Origin of the sequence: Herbiconiux flava, from assembly GCF_013409865.1 — a bacterium.
Taxonomy (GTDB): domain Bacteria; phylum Actinomycetota; class Actinomycetes; order Actinomycetales; family Microbacteriaceae; genus Herbiconiux; species Herbiconiux flava.
On the sequence record NZ_JACCBM010000001.1, the window covers coordinates 2,188,502 to 2,212,595 of the forward strand.

General features: G+C 72.0%; 27 protein-coding genes. 7 read left to right on the forward strand and 20 right to left on the reverse strand.

The window, feature by feature from the left end:
• Nucleotides 1-24 precede the first annotated feature (24 nt).
• Both BJ984_RS10590 and BJ984_RS10595 read right to left on the reverse strand, forming a co-directional pair.
• The gene (locus BJ984_RS10590) at nt 25-453 is read right to left on the reverse strand and encodes an ATP-binding protein (protein WP_179547981.1); all 429 of its coding nucleotides are present in this window, start codon (nt 451-453) and stop codon (nt 25-27) included.
• Entirely contained in the window at nt 446-778 is a 333-nt protein-coding gene (locus BJ984_RS10595) for an STAS domain-containing protein (protein ID WP_179547982.1), read from the reverse strand. The genes BJ984_RS10590 and BJ984_RS10595 overlap by 8 nt, the downstream gene beginning before the upstream one ends.
• Nucleotides 779-831: 53 nt before the next feature.
• Between BJ984_RS10595 and BJ984_RS19095 the strand changes: the two genes are divergently transcribed.
• From BJ984_RS19095 to BJ984_RS10610, 3 genes are all read left to right on the forward strand, one after another.
• Nucleotides 832-1,047: a hypothetical protein gene (locus BJ984_RS19095; protein WP_179547983.1), complete on the forward strand. Its 216-nt coding sequence runs from the start codon at nt 832-834 to the stop codon at nt 1,045-1,047.
• A complete protein-coding gene (locus BJ984_RS19100) occupies nt 1,044-1,583 on the forward strand; it encodes a CDP-alcohol phosphatidyltransferase family protein (RefSeq protein WP_179547984.1) in 540 nt (179 codons plus the stop codon). Before BJ984_RS19095 ends, BJ984_RS19100 begins: the two co-directional genes overlap by 4 nt.
• A 212-nt stretch (nt 1,584-1,795) precedes the next feature.
• Nucleotides 1,796-2,284: a hypothetical protein gene (locus BJ984_RS10610; RefSeq protein WP_179547985.1), complete on the forward strand. Its 489-nt coding sequence runs from the start codon at nt 1,796-1,798 to the stop codon at nt 2,282-2,284.
• Nucleotides 2,285-2,349: 65 nt separating this feature from the next.
• Here the strand turns inward: BJ984_RS10610 and BJ984_RS10615 are convergent, their stop codons facing one another.
• From BJ984_RS10615 to BJ984_RS10635, 5 genes are all read right to left on the reverse strand, one after another.
• On the reverse strand, nt 2,350-2,559 hold the full coding sequence (locus tag BJ984_RS10615) for a hypothetical protein (RefSeq protein ID WP_179547986.1): 210 nt from the start codon (nt 2,557-2,559) through the stop codon (nt 2,350-2,352).
• Nucleotides 2,556-2,990: a CBS domain-containing protein gene (locus BJ984_RS10620; protein ID WP_179547987.1), complete on the reverse strand. Its 435-nt coding sequence runs from the start codon at nt 2,988-2,990 to the stop codon at nt 2,556-2,558. Before BJ984_RS10620 ends, BJ984_RS10615 begins: the two co-directional genes overlap by 4 nt.
• Nucleotides 2,991-3,150: 160 nt before the next feature.
• Nucleotides 3,151-3,426, reverse strand: coding sequence for a hypothetical protein (locus BJ984_RS10625; RefSeq protein ID WP_179547988.1), 276 nt, complete (start codon nt 3,424-3,426; stop codon nt 3,151-3,153).
• A 148-nt stretch (nt 3,427-3,574) separates the two neighbouring features.
• Nucleotides 3,575-4,891 carry a cell wall-binding repeat-containing protein gene (locus tag BJ984_RS10630; protein ID WP_179547989.1) on the reverse strand — a complete coding sequence of 439 codons (1,317 nt, stop codon included), beginning with the start codon at nt 4,889-4,891 and terminating at the stop codon, nt 3,575-3,577.
• 136 nt (nt 4,892-5,027) lie between these two features.
• Nucleotides 5,028-7,697, reverse strand: coding sequence for an ATP-dependent Clp protease ATP-binding subunit (locus BJ984_RS10635; RefSeq protein WP_179547990.1), 2,670 nt, complete (start codon nt 7,695-7,697; stop codon nt 5,028-5,030).
• Between the two features lie 161 nt (nt 7,698-7,858).
• Between BJ984_RS10635 and BJ984_RS10640 the strand changes: the two genes are divergently transcribed.
• Nucleotides 7,859-8,077, forward strand: coding sequence for a hypothetical protein (locus BJ984_RS10640; RefSeq protein ID WP_173180545.1), 219 nt, complete (start codon nt 7,859-7,861; stop codon nt 8,075-8,077).
• A 9-nt stretch (nt 8,078-8,086) separates the two neighbouring features.
• Here the strand turns inward: BJ984_RS10640 and BJ984_RS10645 are convergent, their stop codons facing one another.
• The 4 genes from BJ984_RS10645 to BJ984_RS10660 form a co-directional block, all read right to left on the reverse strand.
• On the reverse strand, nt 8,087-9,313 hold the full coding sequence (locus BJ984_RS10645; protein WP_179547991.1) for a sensor domain-containing phosphodiesterase: 1,227 nt from the start codon (nt 9,311-9,313) through the stop codon (nt 8,087-8,089).
• A gap of 121 nt (nt 9,314-9,434) precedes the next feature.
• The gene (locus BJ984_RS10650) at nt 9,435-11,153 is read right to left on the reverse strand and encodes a long-chain-fatty-acid--CoA ligase (protein ID WP_179547992.1); all 1,719 of its coding nucleotides are present in this window, start codon (nt 11,151-11,153) and stop codon (nt 9,435-9,437) included.
• The gene (locus BJ984_RS10655; protein ID WP_179547993.1) at nt 11,150-11,569 is read right to left on the reverse strand and encodes a helix-turn-helix transcriptional regulator; all 420 of its coding nucleotides are present in this window, start codon (nt 11,567-11,569) and stop codon (nt 11,150-11,152) included. The genes BJ984_RS10650 and BJ984_RS10655 overlap by 4 nt, the downstream gene beginning before the upstream one ends.
• Nucleotides 11,570-11,692: 123 nt before the next feature.
• Entirely contained in the window at nt 11,693-12,931 is a 1,239-nt protein-coding gene (locus BJ984_RS10660) for a hypothetical protein (protein ID WP_179547994.1), read from the reverse strand.
• Between the two features lie 237 nt (nt 12,932-13,168).
• Here BJ984_RS10660 and BJ984_RS10665 point away from each other — a divergent pair, with 237 nt between their 5' ends.
• Nucleotides 13,169-14,098, forward strand: a complete 930-nt coding sequence (locus tag BJ984_RS10665; RefSeq protein ID WP_173180551.1) for a ferritin-like domain-containing protein — start codon at nt 13,169-13,171, stop codon at nt 14,096-14,098.
• Between the two features lie 56 nt (nt 14,099-14,154).
• Here the strand turns inward: BJ984_RS10665 and BJ984_RS10670 are convergent, their stop codons facing one another.
• Together BJ984_RS10670 and BJ984_RS10675 are read right to left on the reverse strand one after the other, a co-directional pair.
• Nucleotides 14,155-14,808, reverse strand: a complete 654-nt coding sequence (locus BJ984_RS10670) for a CoA transferase subunit B (protein WP_179547995.1) — start codon at nt 14,806-14,808, stop codon at nt 14,155-14,157.
• Complete coding sequence (locus tag BJ984_RS10675; RefSeq protein ID WP_179547996.1) at nt 14,805-15,503, reverse strand: CoA transferase subunit A; 699 nt, start codon at nt 15,501-15,503, stop codon at nt 14,805-14,807. The genes BJ984_RS10670 and BJ984_RS10675 overlap by 4 nt, the downstream gene beginning before the upstream one ends.
• Before the next feature lie 146 nt (nt 15,504-15,649).
• On the opposite strand from BJ984_RS10675, the gene BJ984_RS10680 reads away from it, so the two are divergent.
• Together BJ984_RS10680 and BJ984_RS10685 are read left to right on the forward strand one after the other, a co-directional pair.
• Entirely contained in the window at nt 15,650-16,429 is a 780-nt protein-coding gene (locus tag BJ984_RS10680) for an IclR family transcriptional regulator (protein ID WP_179547997.1), read from the forward strand.
• A gap of 95 nt (nt 16,430-16,524) precedes the next feature.
• The gene (locus BJ984_RS10685; protein ID WP_179547998.1) at nt 16,525-17,859 is read left to right on the forward strand and encodes a low temperature requirement protein A; all 1,335 of its coding nucleotides are present in this window, start codon (nt 16,525-16,527) and stop codon (nt 17,857-17,859) included.
• On the opposite strand, the gene BJ984_RS10690 is transcribed toward BJ984_RS10685, so the two are convergent.
• From BJ984_RS10690 to BJ984_RS10720, 7 genes are all read right to left on the reverse strand, one after another.
• Entirely contained in the window at nt 17,856-18,881 is a 1,026-nt protein-coding gene (locus tag BJ984_RS10690; RefSeq protein ID WP_179547999.1) for a LacI family DNA-binding transcriptional regulator, read from the reverse strand. The two genes, BJ984_RS10685 and BJ984_RS10690, sit on opposite strands and share 4 nt — an antisense overlap.
• Entirely contained in the window at nt 18,878-19,660 is a 783-nt protein-coding gene (locus BJ984_RS10695) for a creatininase family protein (protein WP_179548000.1), read from the reverse strand. The genes BJ984_RS10690 and BJ984_RS10695 overlap by 4 nt, the downstream gene beginning before the upstream one ends.
• Nucleotides 19,657-20,259: a GTP cyclohydrolase I gene (folE, locus tag BJ984_RS10700; RefSeq protein WP_179548001.1), complete on the reverse strand. Its 603-nt coding sequence runs from the start codon at nt 20,257-20,259 to the stop codon at nt 19,657-19,659. Before folE ends, BJ984_RS10695 begins: the two co-directional genes overlap by 4 nt.
• Before the next feature lie 95 nt (nt 20,260-20,354).
• Nucleotides 20,355-21,152: an ABC transporter ATP-binding protein gene (locus BJ984_RS10705; RefSeq protein WP_179548002.1), complete on the reverse strand. Its 798-nt coding sequence runs from the start codon at nt 21,150-21,152 to the stop codon at nt 20,355-20,357.
• Nucleotides 21,149-22,012: an ABC transporter permease gene (locus tag BJ984_RS10710; protein WP_179548003.1), complete on the reverse strand. Its 864-nt coding sequence runs from the start codon at nt 22,010-22,012 to the stop codon at nt 21,149-21,151. Before BJ984_RS10710 ends, BJ984_RS10705 begins: the two co-directional genes overlap by 4 nt.
• On the reverse strand, nt 22,009-22,824 hold the full coding sequence (locus BJ984_RS10715) for an ABC transporter permease (protein ID WP_179548004.1): 816 nt from the start codon (nt 22,822-22,824) through the stop codon (nt 22,009-22,011). Before BJ984_RS10715 ends, BJ984_RS10710 begins: the two co-directional genes overlap by 4 nt.
• Nucleotides 22,821-24,017, reverse strand: a complete 1,197-nt coding sequence (locus BJ984_RS10720) for an ABC transporter substrate-binding protein (protein ID WP_179548005.1) — start codon at nt 24,015-24,017, stop codon at nt 22,821-22,823. The genes BJ984_RS10715 and BJ984_RS10720 overlap by 4 nt, the downstream gene beginning before the upstream one ends.
• Nucleotides 24,018-24,094: the final 77 nt, after the last annotated feature.

Genomic DNA, 24,094 nt, shown 5'->3' on the forward strand with positions numbered 1-24,094 from the left:
GGGTCGGTGTGTGGGCGCCGGCACTCACGCGGGCGGCGGCTCGATCGCCTGCGGTGCCTTGCTGATCGTCCAGACGTTGCGCTCGTCGACCCTCTCGTAGCGCAGCTCGTCGACGAGGGCCTGGATCAGGGCGATGCCCCGGCCCGACTCGCTCAGCTCGCCGGGCATGGCGCGGTCGACGAGCACGACCCCGCCCGCATCCGCCGTGTCGGAGAGCGAGGCGTGCAGACCGTTTGCGTCGCTCGTCACCGAGAGCACGCAGGTCACGCCGCCCTCGCCCGAGGCGTGCTGGATGACGTTCGCCGCCAGCTCGATCAGCGCCGTCTCGAACGCCATGCGGTCGAACTCGCCGACGCCGGGATTGGCCTGCCAGACCTGCTCCAGGAACTCGTGCACCGCATCCACGTCGTCGGGCGGGGAGCTGAACAGCAGGCTGCGCTTCGCGTCAGTCACGGTAAGCCGCCTCGACGCTCTCGTAGGGCGGGAGGATCGTGTCGACGTTGCTCAGTCTCAGCACCATCGAGACCTGGGTGGAGGGGGCGACGATGCGGAGGTCTCCGCCCTTCTCGCGAGCGGCCTTGAGGCAGCCGATCAGGGCCCCGAGGCCCGAGGAGTCCATGAACGCGATGCGGCTGAGCTCGACCACCACCCGCGGGCTGCCGGCCTCGACCTCCCGGAGCACCGTCTCGCGGAGCGTCGGGCCGGACACCATGTTCAACCGGCCCTCACCCCGGATGACCACGACGCCGTCGCCGATCGTTTCGGTCTGGAACTCCATCGCCCGGTACCCCCTAGAAGTAAGCTGGGTCAAGGCTATCGAAAGGAGGGGTGGTGTCAGACCCGGAGAAAGCCATCGAGCGCATCGTGCAGACCTACCCCAACGTGAAGGTCGTGCTGAGCGACAGCGTCTTCAACGACTCCTACTTCCACTCCGCCGGGCCCGACGGCGGCACGCTCTACATCAACGCCGAGCTGACCTCGATCATCGCCGCCCAGAAGGGCTGGACGGGGTCGATCATCACCACAGAGGCGCTGCCGGAGCAGTGAACCTCCCCAACGCCATCTCGATCGGGCGGCTGGTCGTCCTGACTCCGTTGTTCGTCGTGGCGCTCCTGGTGCTCGACGATCCTCTGCTCGCGCTGGTGCTGCTGATCGTGCTGGGCGTCACCGACTGGGCCGACGGCTTCATCGCACGGCGCTTCGACCTCGTGACCGAGCTGGGCAAGCGGCTCGACCCGCTGGCCGACCGGGTGAGCCAGCTAGCCGTGTGCGTGACGCTGGTGATCGCGGGGCTGGTGCCGCTCTGGATGGCCCTCGTGCTGGTCGCGAGCGATCTGCTGCTCGGGATCGTGATCCTCGTGGCGCGGCCCGACACGGTGCGGGTGCGGTGGTTCGGCAAGCTGCGGACGGTGCTGCTGATGGTGGGGTTCCCGCTGCTGCTGCTCGCCGAGTGGGTGGCGCCGGCTCCGTCGGTGCCCGCAGGGGTGGCGCTGGCGTTCGTGGGGGTGGGAGTGGTGCTGCACGCGCTGGCGAACGTGCAGTACTCGATCGTGACGGCGCGGGAGGCGCGGGAGCGGGTCTGACCGCGGCCGGTTGCGGTCGGTGCCTGTCGGTTCCGGTCGGTTGCCGTCGGTTCGGGGCTCGGCTCCGAACAGGAGGGGATGGCCCCCGGTGTGGTGCCTTGCGGTGACCGCCGCTCCGGAACACAGTAGGAGCAGGAACACCGCGGGCACCGGTCGACGACGACGGGGGCTCGCCGCACCACTCCGGCAGCGTGGCCGGGAAAGGACGATCGATGATCGGATCAGAACACCAGCCGGCCAACCGCACCGGCTGGTTCGCCGTCGAGGGAGCCTTCGCCGCCGCGGTCGCGGCCCTCGCCGGGAGCCAGGCGCTCCTGCTCGTCGCGGCCGGGAACAACGTCTCGTCGTGGAGCGCGGCGGCCCTGTCGAGTCTCCTCTCGGCGCTGGGCGCCGGAGCCTGGGCGCTGATCGTGGGCCTGATCGCGTGGCCGCTGCTCAACCGGCGGCCGCTGACGGTGCGGGAGCGGGGCTTCGCCGTGCTGCACGTCGTGGCGATCGGCACGGCGGTGCCGTGGATCGTGCTGGCCCTCGTGCTGGGCTCGTGGCAGGCGACGACGATCACGATCGTGGTCGCGCTCGTCTCGGGCGGTGCCGGTGGCTTCTTCGCGGCCCGCTCGGTCTGGATCGGCCGCCGCCTCCCGGCGCTCTCCTCGACCCCCACGTACTTCACGGCCCGCCGCGGCGACCCCCTCCACCGCTGACGCGGCCGTCGACGTGGCGGGCCGCCCGGCGTGGGGTGCGCGGGCGGCCCTCCGTCGAGGTGGGCTCAGGCGCCGGGGGCGTCGCGGTCGTCGGACAGGGGCACCGGGCGGTCGTCGTCGAGCGCCTCGACCCGGTCGCCCCGGTCGGTCGTGGCGACCGGGGGCACGTCGTCGTGGACGACCGTCTCGGGGTCGACGTCGTCGGGCTGGTACTCGGAGACGACCGGCGGGTCGGGCTGGTCGTCGGGCGCGACCCGGAGGGACTCGTCGCTCATACCGTGCCGTTCTCCGGTCCGTCCGAGATCTCCTCGACGGTCTCACCGGTCTCGGTCGCGCTGAGGGACAGCGCGATGTCGGCCTGGCTGATGATCCCGACGAGGTCGTGCCCGTCGATCACCGGCAGCCGGCGCACCTGGTGCGCCTTCATCGTCTCGAGGGCCTCTCGCACGTCGTCGTCGGCGCCGATGGTCACGGGCTTGCCCTCGGCGAGGCTGCCGGCGGTCACCGTCGAGGGGTCGCCGCCGTCGGCGATGCACTTCACGACGATGTCGCGGTCGGTCAGCATGCCCTTCAGCCGGCCGTCGTCGCCGCAGATCGGCAGGGCGCCGGTGTCGCGCTCCCGCATCAGCCGGGCGGCGTCGACGAGGGTCTCGCTCTCCTTCACGCACTGCGGGTCGGGTGTCATGATGTCGCGCGCGGTGGTCATCGCGTCCTCTCGGTCGTGGGCCGGCCGCGGAGGACGCACCCCCGCCGCCGAGCCGTCGGTCACTCGTGCTGCCGACCCTACGACCGTCCGCACCCGCCGCCCGGGGCTTGACACCACCCGCCCCCACCAACCTCCGCGTTCGGCTCGCGCGGGCTCGGCCTCAGTGGGCGAGGGTCGGCGGCGTCAGCCCGAGCTGCTCGAGGTCGGCGGCCGAGAAGTCGGCGGCGCGTGCGGCCTCGTAGGCGCGGCGGTGGGCGGCGCGGGCGTCGAGGTAGTCCTGCTCGGCGTCGGCGCGGTCGTTCGCGGCGGTGGTGAGCACGCGGACGGCCTCGGCACGAGCCAGTCGCGCCGTCTCCGACGGCGGCTGCGCGGCAGCCGTCTCGAGGGCCCGGGCCTCGCCGATGATCCGGTAGGGGTCGAGGTGCAGCATGCTCATGCGCAGATCCTAAGGCTGAGGGCAGGCTCGCGGCGGAAGGCGCTCGGCCTGCGAAAGGAACGAGGGGGTGGAACGGAAAAGGGCGGCCGCCGGTGAGGGCGACCGCCCCGGGTGATGCGGTGGTGCGGCGGGTGGGCGCGGCCGGGCGTCAGCCCAGGTGCGCCTGCAGCGCCGTGTAGGTCGCCGCCGAGATGGCCTGCTCGCCGCCGAGGACGACGATGCGCGTCGGGTTCAGGCGGTCGAGCTCCGTCGCCGTGGCGGCCGGGAGGCCGTCGCGGGTGACGAGCAGCACCGGAGCGTGGTGGGCGATGGCCGCCGCCGAGCCCGAGAGCGCGTCGGGGAACTTCTCGCCCGAGGCGACGTACACCGTGTGGGTGTCCGTCGTCGAGAACGCGTCGGCCGAGACGGCCGAGGCCACCACGAAGCGGTCGGCGCCGCCGATGCGGGTGACCGGCTTGATCGCCTCGAGCGCCGTCTTCGTCGCGTCGGAGACCGCGTTCGGTCCACCGAGCAGCACGATCTTCGCGGGGTTCAGCCGACGCAGCTCATCGGCCACAGAGGTCGGGACGGCGTCGTGCCGCACCAGCAGCACCGGCCCGCCCTTGACGCCCGCGGCAGCCGACCCCGCGAGGGCGTCGGGGAAGTCCTCGCCCGAGGCCACGTATGCGACCGGGCGATCGGCCCCGAAGGCCTGCTTCGAGATCGCGGCCGACACTACGAAGCGGTCGGCTCCGCCGATGCGCTCGACGACGTCGCTGTAGGTGCCGAGCGCCGTCTCGACCGTCTTCGTGATGGCCTGCTCGCCGCCCACGACGACGATGCGCTGGGGCTTAAGCCGGCGCAGCTCGGCGTCGACCTCGGTCGAGATGGCGTCTTTGCGCACCAGGAGCACCGGGCCGCCGTCGGCGCCCGCCGCGGCCGACGCCGACAGCGCGTCGGGGAAGGTCTCACCCGAGGCGATGTAGGCCGTGCCCACCTCGGGCTCGAACGTCTTCTGCGAGACGGCGGCCGACACGGCGAAGCGGTCGGCTCCGCCGATGCGCTCCATCGTCGCGTTCACGGTGAGCGTCACCGTCACCTCGGCCGACAGGCACGGCAGCGTGTCGGCGATCTTGATGCAGTACGTGAAGCTGTCGACCCCGAGGTAGCCCGCGGCCGGCAGGTAGCTGAAGCTGCCGTCGAGCTCGACGTCGAGCGTGCCGTGGGCGGGATCGGTCGCCGGGGCGGCGAAGACGCCGGCCCCGAGGTTGAGGTCGTTGGCCAGCAGGCCCTGCGCGGCCGCGACGCGGAACGTCAGGCCCGAGCCCACCGTGTAGCTGTCGGCCGTCGCGGTCGGCGGCACGTCGTCGGCGTGCGCCGCGGTCGGCACGAGCACCGCGCCCGCCGCCACCGCCAGAATGCCGAGCGCCGAAGCGGCGCGGCGCGCGCGCCGTCCGGAGGCCCGGTTCGTTGTCGAGATCGTCATGATCACCCTCCTGAGTGTGAGTTTTACTCAGGACAGTGTGACATATCCTCGGTAACGCGTCAGCCCCCTGTGGAGAACCGGGAACGGCGAAGGGCCGGGAACCGAAGTCCCCGGCCCGAGGCCGATCACGGAGGCACTACGCCGCGAACGCGAATCCCGCGTCCGTGGCGGACGACGCAGCCGCAGCCGGCACGGAAGCCCGCACCACCAGCGCCCCGTCCACCGCATCCACGGTCACCGCCCCGCCGTCGGCCAGCGACCCGTCCACCAGCAGCTCGGCGATCGCGTCGTCGACCTTCCGCTGGATCAGCCGGCGCAGCGGCCGCGCCCCGTACTCGGGCTCGTACCCGTTGGTGGCGAGCCACGCGACGGCGGCCGGCATCACCGACAGCGCGATCGACAGCGCATCCAGCCGAGCCCGGGTGGACTCCAGCAGCAGCGACACGATCTGCTCCAGCTGAGCCTTCTCGAGCTTGCGGAACAGCACGATCTCGTCGATCCGGTTGAGGAACTCCGGCCGCATCGCCTCGCGCAGCTTGCCCATCACGCGGTCGCGCAGCGCCTTGTCCGAGCCGAAGCCGTTTCCGTCACCGTCCGAAGAGCCGTCAGCAGAACGGGCCACGAAGCCCATCGCCCCCGACCGTGAGGCCAGGAACTCCGACCCCAGGTTCGAGGTCATGATGACGACGGTGTTCCGGAAGTCCACGGTGCGCCCCTGACCATCGGTCAGCCGCCCGTCGTCCAGCACCTGCAGCAGCAGGTTGAACACGTCGGGGTGGGCCTTCTCGATCTCGTCGAACAGCACCACCGAGTACGGGTTCCGGCGCACGCGCTCGGTCAGCTGACCGGCCTCGTCGTAGCCCACGTATCCGGGAGGGGCACCGACCAGGCGCGACACGGTGTGCCGCTCGCCGAACTCCGACATGTCGAAGCGCAGCATCGCCTCCGGCGAGCCGAACAGCGACGACGCGAGCGTCTTCGCCAGCTCGGTCTTGCCGACTCCGGTCGGGCCGAGGAAGAGGAACGAGCCGATCGGCCGGTTCGCGTCGCCCATGCCCGTGCGGTTGCGGCGCACGGCCTTGGCGACCACGGTCACGGCGTCGTCCTGGCCGATCACGTGCTCGTGCAGCTCGCCCTCGAGGGCGGCCAGACGGGCACGGTCGACGTCACCCAGACGCGAGATCGGGATGCCCGTCGCCCGCGAGATCACCGCGGCGATCTCCGCCTCGTCGACCACCGCATCCGACTCGACGCCGCGCGACGCCGCGAACGACGCCTGCTCGGCGGCCACCCGCCGGTTCACCGACGAGGCCTCGGCCAGCTGGTGCTGGATGTCCTCGATCTCGTCGCGGATCCGTGACGCCTCCTCGTAGTGCTCGAGCGACACCGCCGAGTTCTTGGCGGCCTCGAGTGCGGCCAGGTCGGCCATCAGCGCACCGGTGTCGACCACCGACGCCACCTTGCCGAGCGAGAGCCGCAGCCGCGCGCCGGCCTGGTCGATCAGGTCGATCGCCTTGTCGGGCAGGAAGCGGTCGCTGACGTAGCGGGCCGAGAGCTCCACCGCGGCCGAGAGGGCCGCGTCGGTGTACGAGACACCGTGGTGCTCCTCGTAGGCGGGCCGCAGTCCGTGCAGGATCTGCACGGCGTCCGCCTGGGAGGGCTCGCCGACCGTCACGGGCGAGAAGCGGCGCTCCAGCGCCGGGTCCTTCTCGATCGCGCGGTACTCCTTGAGCGTGGTGGCGCCCAGCAGGTGCAGGTCGCCCCGGGCCAGACGCGGCTTCAGGATGTTCCCGGCGTCCATCCCGCCCTCGCCCGAGCCGCCCGCACCGACCACGGTGTGCAGCTCGTCGATGAAGACGATCAGCTCGTCCTTGTGGGCCGAGATCTCGTCCATCAGGGAGGTCAGGCGCTCCTCGAAGTCGCCACGGAACTTGGTTCCGGCGAGCATCGCGGGCAGGTCGAGCGAGACCACGCGCTTGTCGCGCAGCTGCTCGGGCACTCCGCCGTCGACGATCGCCTGGGCGATGCCGTCGACGATCGCGGTCTTGCCGACGCCGGCCTCACCCACGAGCACCGGGTTGTTCTTGGTGCGGCGCGAGAGGATCTCGATGGTCTGCTCGATCTCGTCGAGCCGGCCGATCACGGGGTCGAGCGAGCCCTCGCGGGCGAGCTCGGTCAGGTCGGTGCCGAACTTGTCGAGGGTCGGGGTCTCGGATGCGCGGCTCTCGCCACTGCCCGAAGGCGCACCCTGGGCATCCGCCGCCGCGGCACCCGTGGCGCCGAGGTTCTGCCGCATGCCCTCCTGGAGGGCGTCGGGGGTGACACCCGCCTGGGCCAGCACCTGACCGGCGGGGGAGTCCTGGTTGATCACGAGCGCGAAGAAGAGGTGCTCGGGGTCGATGTAGGTCGAGCCGGACGCGCGGGCCACCTGGTAGGCGTGGAACAGCGCGCGCTGGGCCGACTGGGTGAGCGCGGGCGCGGTCACGCGATCGGTGCTCGCGGCGGGAAGGCGGAGCTCGGCGGCGCGGGCGATCGCCGCGGGGTCGGCTCCGACGTTGCGGATGGCCTCGGCGGCGGGCTGCTGCGGCGCGATCGTGCGCAGGATGTGCAGCGCGTCGAGCTCGCGGTGGCCGTGCTCGACGGCGTAGCTGCCGGCTTCGGACAGCAGCTCCTGCGTGCGGCGGCTGATCAGCTTGCTGAGGTCGATGGAGCGACCGGCGCGCGCGGCGCGCTCGCCCTCGAGGTAACGGGCGAGGAATTCGTCGAACGATCCGGCGCCCTCATTGGGGGTGAAGTTCTCGGGCACGAAACCTCCTGGTTTGAAACTTGAGTGCCTTACGCTCAAGTTCAACGCTGGAGGGCCCGGCTTATTCCCGGCGGCGGCCATCGGCTTCGTCACGGGCTCGGATCCGGTTTAATGGCGGCGAGGAGACCGCCGAGGGGGCGGTTCCGTGAAGGGGGACCATCATGACCAACACCGACGGCCTGCAGACCATGCCCGTGGCGACGAAGCGGAGCATCGCCGTGACGCTGATCGTCCTCGGCATCGTGTTCCTCGCCGGCGGCATCGCCTGGGACCTCAACGGCGGGCCGGCCTTCATCCACACCTTCACCTGGGTCGGCGGCGCGATCTTCGCCTGGGGCGTCGTGACCCTCGTCAGCACCCGGCGCTCGGCGCTGAAGTAGCTGCAGCCCTCAGCCGCGCCCGCTCGTCAGCAGCGCCCGCGCGGCCCGGGTGACGAGCTCCCGGTCGGTCGTCAGCACGAAGTCGTACTCGCTGCCCGGATGCTCGGACGGGCCGACCTCGCGCGCGGTCAGCGCGGCGGCGTGGTCGGCGGTGAGCACGATCACGTCCCACTCGGCGGCCAGCCGGTCGTCGTCGGCGATGACCCTGTTCTGCGCGGGCGCGGGGAGCCCGGCCGACTCGCCCACCGTGAACACGGTGAGGAGGCAGCCGCGGTCGACGAGCCACTCGTAGCGCGCCCGCGTGCCGGGCGTGACGTTGGCGTCGCGCTGGAAGGTCGCGAGCAGCACCGCGGTGTCGCCGCCCGCCGCGGCCCGCTCCTCGAGGAAGCGGCTGACCTGCAGCAGCAGTCCCCGCTCGGCGCGACGCGGCTCAATGGCGGCGGCGACCAGCTCGAACGGGGTGGCCGAGGTGTCGACGGCGGCAGCGGCTGCCGCCGAGCGCGACACCTGCGCCCGCCACTCCGTCCGCTCCTCGCGGCTCGTCGCGACGGGGGCGGCGGCCGAGGCCGGGGCGGGACGGCCGTAGTGCCAGCCCTGACCGAGGGTGGCACCGAGCGCGCGCGCCATCACCTCGTGCCGCTCGTTCTCGATGCCCTCGGCGAGCACCAGCGCCTCGCTCCGGCCGGCGTAGTCGGCGATGGCGGTCATGATGCGAGCCGCGTGCCGGTCGGGCTGCTGCCGGATCAGCCCCATGTCGAGCTTGATCACGTCGGGGGCGATCAGCGGCAGCAGGGCGAGGGTCGCGGGTTCGGCGCCGAGGTCGTCGACCGCGATGGCGTGCCCGAGCTCTCTCAGGCGACGGATGGCGCCGAGCAGCCGCCCGGTGTCCTGCCCGAGCGCGCGCTCGGTGATCTCGATGGTCACCGGCAGACCGTGCCGCAGGGCGGCCGGCAGCTCGCGGCGCCAGAGCGTCGGCGGCTCCACGTTGAGGAACAGCTCGTGGGCGTCGCGCCCGCCGAACGACCCGGCCTCGTCGACCGCCCGCTCGAGGCAGTCGGCGTCGACGCTCTCGATCCGTCCGCTCGCGTAGGCCTCGGAGAAGGCCACGTCGGGCGTCACGGTTCCGTCGCCGTCCGCGAAGCGCGACAGCGCCTCGTGGGCGACGACCCGGCCCGACGAGATCTCGACGATGGGCTGGAACGCCGTCCCGACGATGTCGATGCCCCCGGAGACCATGACCCCAGTATGTTGAGCCCCGGCGCATCCGCCCAATCGAGCCGCAGGACTCGACTGGCGTGGTTCGCATCCTGGACGTCGGCTGGGCACTCGGCCGCGGATCACACGACCGGTCGGGGAGTCAGCCGAGCGACGCGATCAGCGTCTCCCGCACCTGGCGCCGCAGCACCTTCCCGATCAGCGAGCGCGGCAGCTCGTCGACCGCCACGATCCGGCGCGGCACCTTGTAGGCCGCGAGCCGCGTGCGGCAGTAGTCGCGCAGCCCCTCGACGTCGAGCGTCGCGCCCGGCCGCAGCACGACGGCCGCGGCCACCTCCTCGCCACCGTTCGCCCGCGGCAGGGCGACCACGGCGGCGCTCTCGACATCCGGGTGCGAGCCGAGCGCGTCCTCGACCTCGGTCGGCGAGACGTTGAAGCCGCCCGTGATGATGAGCTCCTTCAGCCGGTCGACGATGGTCACGAAGCCGTCGGCCGAGACCGAGGCGATGTCGCCCGAGCGCAGCCAGCCACCCGAGAGCAGCGTCGTGGCGGTGTCGCCCGGCCGCCCCCAGTAGCCCTGGAACACCTGCGGCCCGCGGATCAGCAGCTCGCCCGGCTCGCCGAACGGCAGGTCCTCCAGCGTCGCCGGGTCGACCACGCGGATCTCCGTCGACGGGAACGGCACCCCCACGGTGCCCGGCCGGCGCGAGGGCCCGATCGGGTTGCCGAGCGCCACGGGGGAGGTCTCGGTCATCCCGTACCCCTCCACCAGCAGGCCACCGGTCGCCTCCTCCCAGTTCGCGACGGTCGCGACCGGCAGGCTCATCGCGCCCGAGATCGCGAACCGCACGCTCGAGAGGTCGATCGATCCGCGCGACGCCGCCCGCGCGAGCTGGTCGTAGATGGGCGGGACGGCGGGAAGGAAGGTCGGGGGCGAGGTTCGCGCAGCATCCGTCACCAGACCGAGGTCGAACTTCGGGAACAGCACGAGCTTGGCGCCGATGCTCATCGCGAAGGTGAGGCAGAGCGTCATGCCGTAGGCGTGGAAGAGGGGGAGCACCCCGTAGAACGTCTCCTCCCCGTCGAGGAGGCCGGGCACCCAGGCGCGGCCCTGGGCGGCGTTCGCGCGCAGGTTCGCGTGGGTGAGGATGGCTCCTTTCGGCGTGCCGGTCGTTCCGCTCGTGTACTGCAGCAGCGCGATGTCGTCGAGCGCAGGCCCCGCGACCCGGCGCGACACGCGACGGTGGTCGAGCAGCTTCGCCCAGGTGAGCGGATGCGCGGCCCGCGGCGTCGCGGTCAGCTGCGCCCGCGACTCCCGGGCCTTCTTCACGGGCAGCTTGAGCGCGAGCCGCTTGCCGAACGGCAGCGCCTCGGTGATGTCGACGCTGACGATGCGGTCGAGCGTGAGGTCGGCGGGGAAGCCGGCGAGGGTGTCGAAGGTCTTGTCCCAGACGATCGCGACGCGGGCGCCGTGGTCCTCGAACTGGTGGCGCAGCTCGCGCGCCGTGTAGAGGGGGTTGTGCTCGATCACGATGGCGCCGAGGCGCAGTGCCGCGTAGAAGGCGACGACGTGCTGGGGGCAGTTCGGCAGCACGATCGCGACGCGGTCGCCCTTCGTCACGCCGAGCTTCCGCAGGCCCTCGGCGGCGCGCTCGATCTGCTCGCCGAGCTCGCGGTAGCTCGTGACGGCGCCGAAGAACTCCAGCGCCGGCGTCCTGCCGTAGCGCGCGACGCTCGCCTCGATCGTCTGCGGCAGCGTCTGGCTGGGCGCCTCGATCTCGTCGGGCACCCCGTCGGCGTAGGCCGCGAGCCAGGGGCGGCTCTCGTAGGGGTTCGGGCGGGGCGGGGCCTGATCGGTCATGACTCCATCCTGGCCTCGTCGGCTGGGCCCGTGCTCGACACGCCGGGCTCGGCCGCCGGTGCCACGGCCCGCCCGCGCAGGGTGTCGGCCGGGTAGCGGGCGTACCGCTCGAAGTACAGGGCGGCGAAGCGTGAGGGATGAGCGAAGTGCCAGTGCCGGGCGATCTCGTTCACGGTCGTGCGCCGCCCGGGTGCCCGGTCCGCCGCTTCGGCCACGAGCTCGTCGTGGGCGCGCGCGAGCCGGACGCCGCGGAGGTAGCCGAGCGGGGTGGTGCCGAGCCGCTTCTTGAACGCGTGCTGCAGCCCCCGCTCCGACAGGTGGGCCGCCGCCGCGATCTGGGCGAGCCCGATGGGTTCCCTCGCCTCGGCGCGGATGAACTGGCACGCCATCAGCACGGGGTCGGTGGGGTGGACCATGTCTGTCATTCGGAGCCGACCCCGACCCGGTGGGGCGGACAGCCGCAAAACGAAGCGGGCCCGGGAGCGTGTGCTCCCGGGCCCGGCGATCGTGCGGTGGTTTCGCTGCGACGTGCGGTGCGGCTACGCCTTCACTCGGCGGCGGCGCACCAGCACGGCGGCCCCGACACCGAGGGCGAGCAGCACGCCCGCGGCACCCAGGCCGGCGACGGGCTCGAAGCCGGTGTTGGCGAGCGAGCCGCTTCCGGTGCCACCGGGGACGGGAACCGGGGTGGCCGGCGTGGTCGGGGTCACCGGGTCGGCGACGACCTCGAACGAGGCGGAGACGGTGCGCTCGCTGCGGACGCCGGTGAGCGTCACCGTGTAGGCGCCGACCGGAGCCGAGGCGATCACGACGGTGCCGGTGTAGCTGCCGTCCTCGTCGTCGGCGAAGACGAGCGGGGCGTCCTCGGCGAACGGCAGGGCCGAACCGTCGGGCAGGGTGACGGCGACGGTGAGCTGCTCGTTCGGGCTGAAGCCCGCGGCGGTCAGGGCGATGCCCGTCGAGCCCGCGGCGGTGACCGTGGTCGAGGCCGGGTCGACGCTCAGCGCGAGCGGGATGAGCGCCACGGGAGCGTCGGCGAAGGTGAAGAACACGCCGATCGGGGTGATGCCGGGAATCGGGTCGCCGTTCGCGTCGTAGTTGTAGACGTCGGCTCCGGTGCCGAGCGAGCCCGGCTCGAGGCGGCTGAAATCGGTGGCGACCGAGTAGGTGCCGTCGTCCTCGACGGTGGCGACGCCGGCCTCGGCGGTCGAGCCCGAGCGGGCGCCGTAGAGCACCACGACGGTGGTGCCGGGGCTGGCCGTTCCGGTGAACGCCGGGGTCGAAGTGTCGACGACGTCACCGACGGCGGGGGAGACGACCGTGAACGGGTCGGCCGGGTTCGGGGCCACGGCCAGGTCGAAGGTCAGCGGGACACTGACGACGACCTCGTCCTCGGGGGTGAGCTCGGAGACCGTCGCGACGACGGTGGTCTCGGCGAGGCCGAGCTGATCGAAGTTGCCGTAGACCGACCAGGTGCCGTCGTCCTCGCCGGTGCCCTCGGTGAAGACGGCGGGCTGCAGCGAGCCGTCGCCGCTGACGTACTGCACGTCGACGTGGTTGCCGGGGGTGAGGCCTGTTCCGTCGAGCTGGGCGACGTTCGGGAACGCCTCCGGCACGTCCTGCTGACCCGGCGTCGGGCTGGTGACCGCGAAGGTGTCGGCGGCCGCGTTCGCCGCGGTGGCCGTGCCGAGAAGCGGCAGGGCCAGCACGGCGAGGCCGGCGCCGAGGGCGGCCCAGCGGGCGCCGGGACGGCGCCGGGACGGAGGTGTGGTGTGCATCGGTGCTCCAACTCTCAAGGTGACCCGCGGGGATCGTCCGTGTCCGAGAGCGCGAGAGCGCGTCCGGTGGTGCCTGCGGTGAGCCCACGGTATCCGCCCCACCGAGATGCCGTAAATGGGCTGAGAGACCCCGAATCGTGATGTCGTCGTTATCTGGATATACCCAGGTTCGAGCGCTGGTTACTGTGGCGAGAGTTGCTGATCCAGACGGCACGAACGACGATGGAGAGTTCGCATATGTTCGAGAAGAAGTTCCTGACCGAGGTCATCAACCGCAGCGCGGAGACCGAGTTCGACCGCCGCAAACTGCTGGCCGCGGCGGGTATCGCCGGCGTCGGAGTCGGCGCGTCGGTGCTCCTGCCCGCCATGGGAGCCGGCGCCGTGGGTGCCGCTTCCGCCGCGGGAGTGAGCGACGGCTCGATCCTCAACTTCGCCCTGAACCTCGAGTACCTCGAGGCCGAGTTCTACCTGCGGGCGACGACCGGAGCCGGTCTGCCGAGCAGCATGATCTCGGGCAAGGGCACCCCCGGTGGCGTCACCGGCGGCAAGGCCGTGCCGTTCAAGACCGCGAAGATCAAGGCCTACGCCGAGGAGATCGCGGCCGACGAGAAGGCGCACGTCGCCTTCCTCCGCACTGCGCTCGGCTCGGCCGCCGTGGCCCGCCCCGCGATCAACATCAACGAGGCCTTCAGCGCCGCCGCCGCCGCGGCCGGTCTGATCCCGGCCGGCGGCACCTTCGACGTCTACGCCAGCGAGGAGAACTTCCTGCTCGGCGCCTTCGTCTTCGAGGACGTCGGAGTCACGGCCTACAAGGGCGCCGCCCCGCTGATCGCGAACAAGACCTACCTCGAGGCCGCCGCCGGCATCCTCTCGGTCGAGGCCTACCACGCGGGCATCGTGCGCAACGCGCTCTACAACCTCGACCTGCAGGACGCCGCGAACGCCATCTCGGACGCCCGCGACAGCCTCGACCAGGGCACCGACCTCGACCAGGGCATCACGGTCAACGGCAAGGCCAACCTGGTGCCGACCGACAAGAACGGCATCACCTTCAGCCGCACGCCGGCCCAGGTGCTGAACATCGTCTTCCTGAACCCGAAGGCCGTCACCTCCGGCGGCTTCTTCCCGGGCGGCGTGAACGGCGACATCACCACGAGCGGCAGCTAGCTCGCCGCGGGTCCGGCCGCTCGGCGTTGTGGGGACGCCGGGCGGCCGTCCGCTGATCAGCGAGCCCGCGCATCCGTCAGCTCGACCTCGAACGGAGCGCCCGTCTTCGCGCGGATCTCACCGACCGTGACGCCGGGGGCTATGGCGCGCAGCACGAGCCCGCCGTCCTCGACGTCGAACACGGCCAGGTCGCTGACGATGCGGTCGACGACGCCGGCGCCCGTCAGCGGCAGGTCGCACTCGGCGACGATCTTCGGGGTGCCGTCCTTCGAGACGTGGTCGGTGACGACGATCACGCGCGGGGTGCCCGCCACGAGGTCCATCGCGCCGCCCATGCCCTTCACGAGCTTGCCCGGGATGGTCCAGTTCGCGACATCGCCGTTCGCCGCGACCTGCAGGGCCCCGAGGATGGCGGTGGCCACATGCCCGCCGCGGATCATCCCGAAGCTCGTCGCCGAGTCGAAGTAGCTGCCACCGGGCAGCAGCGTCACGGTCTGCTTGCCGGCGTTGATCAGGTCGGCGTCCTCCTCGCCCTCGAGCGGGAACGGCCCCATGCCGAGCAGCCCGTTCTCACTCTGCAGCGTCACCCGCACGCCCGCCGGCAGGTTGTTCGCCACGCGGGTCGGGATGCCGATGCCGAGATTGACGTACTGCCCGTCCTCGAGCTCGGCGGCCGCGATCGCCGCCATCTCGTCCCGCGTCCAGCTCATGCCGCACTCCGCACGGTGCGCTGCTCGATCTGCTTCTCGCGGTCGCTCGCGGTGACCAGCCGCTGCACGAAGATGCCCGGCGTGACGATGGCGTTCGGATCGAGCCACCCGTCAATCACCTCCTCGGCCTCGGCGACGGTGACCCGCCCGGCGGTCGCGACGAGCGGATTGAAGTTGCGGGCGGTGTGCCGGTAGACGAGGTTGCCCTCGGCGTCGGCCCGCCAGGCGTGCACCAGCGCGAGGTCGGCGACGATGCCGCGCTCGAGCACGTACCGCTCGCCGTCGAAGGTCTCGACCGGCTTGCCCTCGGCGACCGGGGTGCCGACTCCGGTCTTCGTGTAGAAACCCGCGATGCCCGCCCCGCCCGCGCGCAGGCGTTCGGCGAGCGTGCCCTGCGGGGCGAACTCGACCTCGAGCTCACCGTCGAGGTACTGCTGGGCGAACATCCGGTTCTCGCCGACGTACGAGGCGATCACCTTCGCCACCTGCCGGTTCTCGAGCAGCAGCCCGAGGCCCTTGCCGTCGACGCCCATGTTGTTCGACACGATCGTGAGGTCACGGGCGCCGGTGTCGCGCAGCGCCTCGATCAGGTCGGTGGGGTTGCCGCTCAGCCCGAAGCCGCCGACGGCGACCACCATCCCGTCGTGCACGACGTCCTGCAGGGCCTCGGATGCACTGCTCCAGCTCTTGGCCATACGGCACTCCTTCGTGTCCACCTGGTGGTCGCTGCCCACCGTTCTTCGCACGCTAGAACGGCCGCGGCGGCCGGTCAACGCCGCTTCTCGCAGTCTGGGCGCGCGCATCCGCTAGTCTCACGATATGGACAACGTGGCGCGTCACCATGGCTGAGCACACCCCGGGGGCCCAGCTGGTCTCGCGCGTCTCCCGCGTGCTGAAGACCGTCGCCGAGTACCCCGACGGCGTCACCGCCGCGGCGGTCTCGCACGCCACCGGGCTCACCCGGCCCACCACGCACCGCCTGCTCGCCTCGCTCGCGGCCGAGGGTCTCGTCGACCACGACGCGGCACGGGGCCGCTGGTTCCTGGGGCCCGAGCTCTACCTGCTCGGCACGCTGGCGGCCGCCCGCTACGACATCCCGCAGGCGGCGCGCGACTCGGTGCGGCGGCTCGCTCAGCAGACCGGGGAGAGCGCCTTCTTCTCGGCCCGCCGCGGCACCGAGACGGTCTGCCTGCTGCGCGAGGAGGGCAGCTTCCCGGTGCGCTCGTTCGTGCTGCACGAGGGGGTGCGGTTCCCGCTCGGGGTCGCGTCGGCGGGCCTGGCGATCCTGTCGTTCCTGCCGCCCTCCGAGGTGGCCGACTACCTCGCCGCGGCCGACCTCCCGCGCCGCTGGGGCGCCGCGCACGAGACCCCGGCCCTCCTCGAGCGAATCGCCGCCACCCGCGAGACGGGCTACGCCGTGAACCCGGCGCTCATCCTCGAGGGCAGCTGGGGAATGGGCGCCGCCGTCTTCGATGCCTCCGGCCGCCCCGCCTGGGCCCTCAGCCTCACGGGCATCGAGCCCCGCTTCCGCCCCGACCGCCGCCCCGAGCTCGGCCGGTTGCTGCTCGACGAGGCCCACCGCCTCGGCACCGCCCTCGCGCGACAGGCAGCTCGCCCGTGACGTCGCCGATCCGATGATGGACGGCGCGGCATCCGTCTGCTGGAATAGCGGCACGAGCGGTGGGTTTCCGCGCCGGGTCGAGGGCGGGAGGCGGGATGGGCGACGACGGGGAGTTCCGCGAGCGGCTGCGGGAGGATCTGCTCCATCGCCTCCGCCCCCTGCGCGGCCAGCGCGCCGGCGGCCCCGGGCGCTCGGCGACACCGCTCGAGCTGCTCTACGACCTGACCTACGTGATCGCCTTCGCCGCGGCCGCCGAGCAACTGGCGCACCAGATCGGCGAGGGCCACGTCGGGCCGGCGATCGGCGCCTACGTCTTCGCGATCTGGGCCATCAGCTGGGCGTGGATGAACTTCAGCTGGTTCTCGTCGGCGTACGGCAACGACGATGCGCTGTTCCGCATCCTCACCATCGTGCAGATGGTGGGCGCGATCGTGCTCGTGTTCGGGCTGCCCGTGAGCTTCGAACGGGCGGTCACGGGTGAGAGCCCCAACAACCTGCTGATGGTGGTCGGCTACATCGTGATGCGGGTGCCGCTGATCGTGCTCTGGCTGCGGGCGGCGAGAGCGGATGCCCGTCACCGCCGCATCGACGTCGCCTACGCCCTGGCGATCGGCGTGGCCCAGACGCTCTGGCTCCTGACGGCCGTGCTGCCGCTTCCGGCCGGGGCGACCGTGGGGGCCATCGTGGTGCTCGCGCTCGCCGAGATGGTGGCTCCGGTCGTCCTGGAGCACCGCTACGGCCGCGCGCCCTGGAACGCCGGGCACATCGCCGAGCGGTTCAGCCTGCTCACCCTGATCGCGCTCGGCGAGGTGATAGCGGCGACCGTGACCGCGGTCGGCGCCCTCACCGGCGAGAAGGGGTGGTCGATCGAGGCGGTGGTGCTCGCCTCGTCGGGCCTGGTGCTGGCGGCGGGGTTCTGGTGGTCGTACTTCCTCATCCCGTCGGGCACGGTGCTCGAGCGCTGGCCCTCACGGGTGTTCGCCTGGCGCTACGCGCACCTGCCGATCTTCGGCGCCATCGCCGCAGTGGGAGCCGGCCTCCGCATCGCCGCCGAGGCGATCGAGACCGAGCGGCTCACGGTGCTGCAGATCACGCTGGCCCTGGTGGTTCCCGTCGCTGTCATGACCGCGATGATCTTCATCACCTGGAGCGCGCTGATGCGCTCGTTCGACGCGACCCACCTGCCGCTGTTCGGCGCGGCGCTCGTGCCGCTCGCGGCTGCGCTCGCCGTGGCCGTCTCGGCGGGGCGCGAGCCCGTCGACCTCGCCTCTCCCGGCAGCCTCACGGCGCTGCTCTCGGCGATCGTGCTGGTGGCGCTCTGCCCGGTGGTGGAGGTCGTCGGGCACGAACTGGTGGGTTATCGGCACACTCTCCGCGTCGTCGACCGCACGGCGGTTCGAGCCGATGCCGTGGAAGCCGCCTCGCGCTAGACCGCCCTGAGAGCGCGGGTCGACTCGCCCTCGACGAGCTCGACGGGGAGCACGGCCCGGCCGCCCTCGCCGCCCGCGAGCATCCCCGCCAGGTAGTCCATGGCGCGGGTCGCGATCGCGCCCCAGTCCTGGCGGATCGTGGTGATCGTGGGCGAGATCTTCCGCGTCCAGCCGATGCCGTCGTAGCCGCAGAGCAGCAGGTCGCCCGGCACGGAGCGTCCGGCCTGCTGCGCCTCGAACAGGGCGCCGACGGCCTGCATGTCGCTGACGGCGAAGACCGCGTCGACCGCGGGGTCGAGCTCGAGCAGCTCGTACATCGCCGACTGCCCGCCGTCCATGCCGTAGACGTCGCCGACGACGTGCACGACCTCGTCGGCCACGCCACGATCGCGGAGCCCCGCGAGGAACCCCTCGCGCCGCTCCTGCGTCGACGGCAGGTAGCCCGCGCCGCCGATCATGCCGAAGCGGGTGCCGCCGCGGTCGACGAGGTGATGCGCCGCCGCCCGCCCGCCGCCGAAGCTGTCCGTGCGCACCGAGGCGCCGATCAGAGCCGAGTCGGCGGGCTCGTCGCAGGTGACGATGGGCACCGGGCTCGCGGCCAGTCGATGGATGCCCGAGCGGGGCGGCCGGCTCGGCGAGAGCACCACGCCGTCGGTGGTCTCGATCAGTCGCTCCAGTGCCTCCAGCTCCTTGGCCGGCTCGTAGTCCGAGCTCGCGAGCACCAGCGACCAGTCGCGCAGCTGCCCCTCCCGCTCGAAGGCGTGCGCGAGCTCGGCATAGGCGGGGTTCCGCACGTCGGGCAGCACGATCCCCACGGTCACGTGCTCCGTGCGGCGCGCCCGCGCCGATCCGCCGCGCGGGTAGCCGACCAGCTTCGCGGCCTCCACCACACGCTCCCGGAGTTCTGCGCTGACGCCGCGCTTCCCCGAGAGGGCGTTGCTCGCTGTCGCGAGGCTGACGCCGGCGGCCTTGGCGACCTCCTGCAGCGTGGGGGTGCGGCTCGTGCTCTGCGCCCCGGTCATCGCGGGTACTCGAACCGGGCGAGTTCCCCGATCGCCTCGGCGAGGGCGGTCGTCTGAGCCTCGAGGGCGGCCCGGCCCCACTCGGCACTCGCCCCGGACGGGTCGCCGATCACGCCCGACTCCGAGAGATCGTCGGTGTGCCAGGGCAGCCCGATGCCGCCGAAGAGGGAGACGTGGGAGAGTCCGGCGAGCGACTCAGCGACCGCGAGCCCGTCGGGGGCGGCCGCTGGGAGATCGACGGCTGCCGCATCGAGCGCGAGCATCACGCTGGTCTCGTAGAAGCCCGCGTGCACGTCGAGGGCGGGCTCGGGCATCCGCTCGACCAGGTCGCGGGGAAGGGCCAGCTCAGGGGCGTGCACGACGTAGGTGCGCACCCCGCAGTCGGCGTGGATGTCGCGCGCGACCACGCGCAGCAGGTCGGGGTTGCCACCGTGCGCGTTCACGAAGATCAGCGTACCCACGCCGCTGGCCGCCACGGACCGACCGAGGTCGAGACAGACGCTGAGCAGCGTGCTGGTCGAGAGCGAGACAGTGCCGGGCCGGCCGAGGTGCTCGGGCGAGAGGCCGTACGAGAGCACGGGCAGCAGCCAGGTCGGCACGCTACCCCGCAGCTTCTGGACGGCACCGCCGGCGAGAGCCTCGGCGATCTCGGCGTCGGTGGTGACGGGCAGGTGCGGGCCGTGCTGCTCCACCGCGCCGATCGGCTGCACGGCGACGGCACCCGCGGCGGCGAGGGCGGCCACCGCGGGTGACGTGGGGCCGGTGGCACCCACGATCACAGACCGATCAGGATGCGCGCCTCGGCTCGCTCGGCCCCGCCGTCGTACACCCCGCGAGACGCCAGCGACTGCGCCTCGGCGCCCACGGTGCGCTCGCCGCGGGCCCACATGCAGGCGTGCTCGGCGGTGAGGTGCACGAGCACGCCTTTGGCGCCGAGGGTCTCGGAGACGGTCTCGGCGATCTCGTCGGCGAGGCGCTCCTGCATCTGCGGCCGGGCCGCCAGCACGCGGATCATGGCGTCGAAGTCGCCGATCCCCGCGAGCATCCGGTCGGGCAGGTACGCCACCGAGATGACCCCCTTGAACGGCAGCAGGTGGTGCTCGCACATCGACGAGTAGGGCACGTCGCGCACCGAGACGGGGCCGGGGTAGACACCCTCGATGGGCTCTCCGCCGCCGAGCGCCTTGCCCGGGTCGCCGTCGAGCCCCGAGTACAGGTCGAGCCCGGCTTGGGCGACCCGGCGCGGGGTGTCGAGCAGGGTGGGGTGATCGACGTCGAGACCGATGGCGGCCATGTAGTCGCGCACGGCGCGCTCGGCGGCGATCAGGTCGGGGGTGGTGGTGGCGGATGCCGATGCGGGGGCGGTGGCCGTGTCCATGGCGGTGTCCTGCTTTCTGCGGGGCTGGTGGGGCGGTTTCGGTGAGGGGTTCGGGGCGGTCGGGGCGTCTGGCGGGGCCCGTGTCGGTCGGCGGGTCAGTGGAACAGCAGCTGCGTCGCCCGGTCGACGTAGTGGTGGAACTCGGGGGTCGAGATCATCTCGATCGTGCGAGGCCGCGGAAGGTCGACCTCGATCACCTCGCGGATCGTGCCGGGCCTCGGGCTCATGACGGCGACGAAGTCCGAGAGGAAGACGGCCTCCTGGATGCCGTGCGTGACCATCACGGTCGTCGCCTGCTGCTCCATCCAGAGCCGCTGGAGCTCGAGGTTCAGCCGCTGCCGGGTCATGTCGTCGAGGGCGCCGAACGGCTCGTCGAGGAAGAGCACGCTCGGCTTCAGGGCGAGCGCCCGGGCGATCGACACGCGCTGGCGCATGCCGCCCGAGAGCTGCCAGGGCTTCGCATCGGCGAAGGCCTCGAGACCGACGAGCTGCAGCAGCTCGCTCGCCCATTCCCTGTCGTAGGGCACGCCGGCCACCTCGAAGGGCAGCCGAACGTTCTTCTCGACGCTGCGCCACGGCAGCAGCGCGTGGTCCTGGAAGGCGATGCCGAGGCTCTTCTCCTTGCGCAGTTCGGCGGGGTGCTTGCCGTGCACCGTCGCGTCGCCGCTCGTCGGGGTGTCGAGCCCGGCGAGGATGCGGAGGATCGTGGACTTGCCGCATCCGCTCGGACCGAGCAGGGACAGGAACGACCCCTTCGGTGTCGTCAGGTCGACGTCGGAGACCGCGACGACCGGGCCGGAGCGGGTGCCGAAGCTGCGGGTCAGCCCGGTCAGGCGCACCCCCGTGTCGGTGAGGGTGGTGGTGTTCGTGGTCGGTGGCTCGTTGATCGTCATCGGAGGCCTCCTCGGCGGGCGAGTGCGGATTCGGGGGGATAGCGGCCGGCCAGCACCAGCCGCTCAAGCAGCACCACCAGCCCATAGGCCACGAGAGCCAGGGCGATGGTGACGACCACGAGCGTCCAGAGCAGGCCGTAGTCGGAGTACGACCGGCTGGTCAGCAGGTTCGCGCCGAGCCCCTCGAACGAGAACAGGAACTCGTACAGGGTGGCGGCCGAGATCACGGCCGGGGCGGCGATCTTGAGCCCGGCGAACAGGTAGGGCAGGGCGGCCGGCAGCTGCACGATGACGAGCAGCTTCGCGCGTCCGCCGCCGTAGGCGTGCACGAGGTCGACGGTCTCGGGGCTCGCGGCCGAGAGCCCGGCGCCGAGGTTCATCAGCAAGGGGAAGAAGGTCACGACGCCGGCGATCACCGCCGCCGTGACGACGCCCGCACCGAAGACCGCGTAGATCACCGGTGCCATGGCGATCAGCGGCACCGTCTGCAGCACCAGCGCGATCGGCAGGAACATCGCCCGCAGCGTGCGCGACACCGACAGCAGCACGCTGCCGACGAGACCGAGCGAGACGCCGAAGACGAGCCCGATGCCCGCGTGGTAGACCGTCACCCCGATCATCGGCACCAGGGCCGCGCGGCGTTCGGCGGCCGATTCGGGCGAGAAGGTGCCGTCGACGAAGAGATAGTTCCAGACGTCGACGGGCGATTTCGTGAGGTACGCGTTGACGTTCGTGACCGAGATGGCGAGCTGCCAGCCGGCGAGCAGCACGGCGAGCGTCACCACCGTCGTGATCAGAGCGGGGGCGGATGCGCGGAGCCGCGCTCCGGCGGAGCGGCGCTCGGGCGTGCCGGCGCTCATCGCAGCGCTCCCGCGGTCTGTCCTGCTGTGTGCGCGGTCCAGGGCGCGAGCCACCGGGCCAGCAGCGCGATGGCGCCGTAGCCGAGCGCCGACACGGCGCTGGCCAGGATGGCGATCGCCCACATCCCGACGTAGTCGCCGGCGTACTGCTGCGAGATCAGCAGCCGCCCGGCCCCGGAGTCGACGCCGACGGCGAAGAACTCGCCCGTCATGGCGCCGAGGAAGGCGGCCGGCGCGCCGATCTTGAGGGCAGAGAGCAACGCGGGGATGGCGGCGATCAGCCGCACCTTGCGGATGGCGGTCAGCGTTCCGCCGCCGTAGGCGTGCACCAGGTCGAGCTGCGCCGGGCTCGTGGCGCGGAGGCCGAGCAGCACGCCGATGATCATGGGGAACTCCACGGCGAGAAGGGCGAGCACGACGCTCACGGCCCGGCTGCCGGTGGGGGAGAGCAGCACCACGATCGGGCTGATGGCGGCGATCGGGATGCACGCGGCCACCACGCCGAGCTGGTTCGCGAACGACTCCAGCGGGGGAGCGAGCAGCACGAGCACGCCCAGCACGAGGGCGGCGGCGACGGCGAGCAGGTAGCCGGTCAGGGCGGCGCCCGCCGTGGCGCCGATGCCGCTCCAGTAGGCGGGGTCGACGAGGTCGGCCCCGACGCGGCCGAGGGCGGCGAGCGGGGGAGGAACGGCGCCGTAGCTGCCGTTCGGGCGGGTGAAGCCGAACGTGGCGACCAGGTGCCAGAGCACCAGGATCACCACCAGGCCGCCGGCGCCCAGAAGGGCCGGCGCCGGCGGCTGGCGTCTCATCATTCGGGAACGGTGAAGCCCGGCACCAGCTCGGGGTTCTCGTCGTAGACCTCCTGCAGCAGCGTGAGGTCGAAGAGGGAGTCGGTGCTCGTGTCGATGCCGGCGGCACCGAGCGAGTCGACGGCCTGCTCGGCGAGCTCGGGCGTGATCGTGAAGATCCCGTCCGTCACCGTGTCGTCGGTCAGCATGAACGAGGGCAGGACGGTCGCCGAGCTGAGCTGCAGCGCCGGATCCAGGTCGTTCTCGTCGCCGCCGTACTCCATGGCGATGTCGGCGATACCCTGCGGGCCGTCGGTCAGGCCGGAGTTCCAGCCCTGAATGACCGACTTCATCAGCGCCTTCAGTGCCTCCCGGTCGTTCTCGAGGGCATCCTTCGTCACCACGACCGCGTCGCCCATCTGGGCGTAGCCGGCATCGGAGAACGACAGCGTGACGGCGTCGCCGCCCGCGGCCTCGACGGCGAGCGGATAGTTCGTCAGGAAGCCGATCAGCGCATCCACGTCGCCGTTCAACAGCGGGTCGATGCCCGCGGGCACCGACGCGAAGGTGACGGTGTCGGCCGGCAGGTCGTTGGCCTTCAGCACGGCCTCGACGGCCAGCTTGCCGCCCGCGTCGACGCCGATGGTCTTGCCGGCCAGGTCGTCGATCGAGCTGATCGGGTCGCCGGCGAGCGAGACGAAGCCCACGGGGCTCTTCACGAACTGGGCGCCGATGATCGCGAGCGGTGCCCCGTCGTTGATCGCGCCGGTCACGCCGGTGAGGTCGGAGGCGAGGCCGATCATGGCCTGGCCGGTGAGCACGGTGTCCCACGAATTCGTGGTGCCGCCACCGGCGATGACGTCGACCGAGTCGAAGCCGTTCTCGGTGTAGTCGCCGTCCTTGTCGGCGTAGAAGTAGCCCGCGAACTCGTAGTTCTTGATCCAGCTGAGGGCGATGCCGGCGTCGCCGAAGCCGTCGGTGCCGGCGGCGCCCGACTCGGGGGTGGCCGCCGGTGCGCTGCTGGAGCAGGCGGCCAGCGTGACGGCGAGGGTGAGCCCCGCCACCGCGGCGAGGCCGCGGGCGGCGCGGCGGGCGGCAGGGCGGGAAGCGGTGGTGCGGGTGCGGGAAGACGTGGTGCGGGAGAACGTGGAGCGGGTGCGGGTGGTGCTCGTGTAGCGCGCCTCGGGGTGTGTGGCGCGCTCGGTCGGGTTCGTCATAGAGACCTCCATCTCGATCGCAGGACCACGCCCAACGTAAACCTTTTACGTTTCGTGAAATCGTTCCCCCCGTTTCA

Bases quoted from the DNA above. Each gene is read 5' to 3' on its own strand.
- BJ984_RS10670 (WP_179547995.1), bottom strand. From the start codon at position 14,808: ATGAGCTGGACGCGGGACGAGATGGCGGCGATCGCGGCCGCCGAGCTC.
- BJ984_RS10650 (WP_179547992.1), bottom strand. From the start codon at position 11,153: ATGACCGATCAGGCCCCGCCCCGCCCGAACCCCTACGAGAGCCGCCCC.
- BJ984_RS10640 (WP_173180545.1), top strand. From the start codon at position 7,859: ATGACCAACACCGACGGCCTGCAGACCATGCCCGTGGCGACGAAGCGG.
- BJ984_RS10705 (WP_179548002.1), bottom strand. From the start codon at position 21,152: ATGACGATCAACGAGCCACCGACCACGAACACCACCACCCTCACCGAC.
- BJ984_RS10685 (WP_179547998.1), top strand. From the start codon at position 16,525: ATGGGCGACGACGGGGAGTTCCGCGAGCGGCTGCGGGAGGATCTGCTC.
- BJ984_RS10645 (WP_179547991.1), bottom strand. From the start codon at position 9,313: ATGGTCTCCGGGGGCATCGACATCGTCGGGACGGCGTTCCAGCCCATC.
- BJ984_RS10680 (WP_179547997.1), top strand. From the start codon at position 15,650: ATGGCTGAGCACACCCCGGGGGCCCAGCTGGTCTCGCGCGTCTCCCGC.
- BJ984_RS10630 (WP_179547989.1), bottom strand. From the start codon at position 4,891: ATGACGATCTCGACAACGAACCGGGCCTCCGGACGGCGCGCGCGCCGC.
- BJ984_RS10660 (WP_179547994.1), bottom strand. From the start codon at position 12,931: ATGCACACCACACCTCCGTCCCGGCGCCGTCCCGGCGCCCGCTGGGCC.
- BJ984_RS10665 (WP_173180551.1), top strand. From the start codon at position 13,169: ATGTTCGAGAAGAAGTTCCTGACCGAGGTCATCAACCGCAGCGCGGAG.
- BJ984_RS10710 (WP_179548003.1), bottom strand. From the start codon at position 22,012: ATGAGCGCCGGCACGCCCGAGCGCCGCTCCGCCGGAGCGCGGCTCCGC.
- BJ984_RS10655 (WP_179547993.1), bottom strand. From the start codon at position 11,569: ATGGTCCACCCCACCGACCCCGTGCTGATGGCGTGCCAGTTCATCCGC.
- BJ984_RS10675 (WP_179547996.1), bottom strand. From the start codon at position 15,503: ATGGCCAAGAGCTGGAGCAGTGCATCCGAGGCCCTGCAGGACGTCGTG.
- BJ984_RS10610 (WP_179547985.1), top strand. From the start codon at position 1,796: ATGATCGGATCAGAACACCAGCCGGCCAACCGCACCGGCTGGTTCGCC.
- BJ984_RS10690 (WP_179547999.1), bottom strand. From the start codon at position 18,881: ATGACCGGGGCGCAGAGCACGAGCCGCACCCCCACGCTGCAGGAGGTC.
- BJ984_RS10715 (WP_179548004.1), bottom strand. From the start codon at position 22,824: ATGATGAGACGCCAGCCGCCGGCGCCGGCCCTTCTGGGCGCCGGCGGC.
- BJ984_RS10595 (WP_179547982.1), bottom strand. From the start codon at position 778: ATGGAGTTCCAGACCGAAACGATCGGCGACGGCGTCGTGGTCATCCGG.
- BJ984_RS10625 (WP_179547988.1), bottom strand. From the start codon at position 3,426: ATGAGCATGCTGCACCTCGACCCCTACCGGATCATCGGCGAGGCCCGG.
- folE (WP_179548001.1), bottom strand. From the start codon at position 20,259: ATGGACACGGCCACCGCCCCCGCATCGGCATCCGCCACCACCACCCCC.
- BJ984_RS10615 (WP_179547986.1), bottom strand. From the start codon at position 2,559: ATGAGCGACGAGTCCCTCCGGGTCGCGCCCGACGACCAGCCCGACCCG.
- BJ984_RS10620 (WP_179547987.1), bottom strand. From the start codon at position 2,990: ATGACCACCGCGCGCGACATCATGACACCCGACCCGCAGTGCGTGAAG.
- BJ984_RS10720 (WP_179548005.1), bottom strand. From the start codon at position 24,017: ATGACGAACCCGACCGAGCGCGCCACACACCCCGAGGCGCGCTACACG.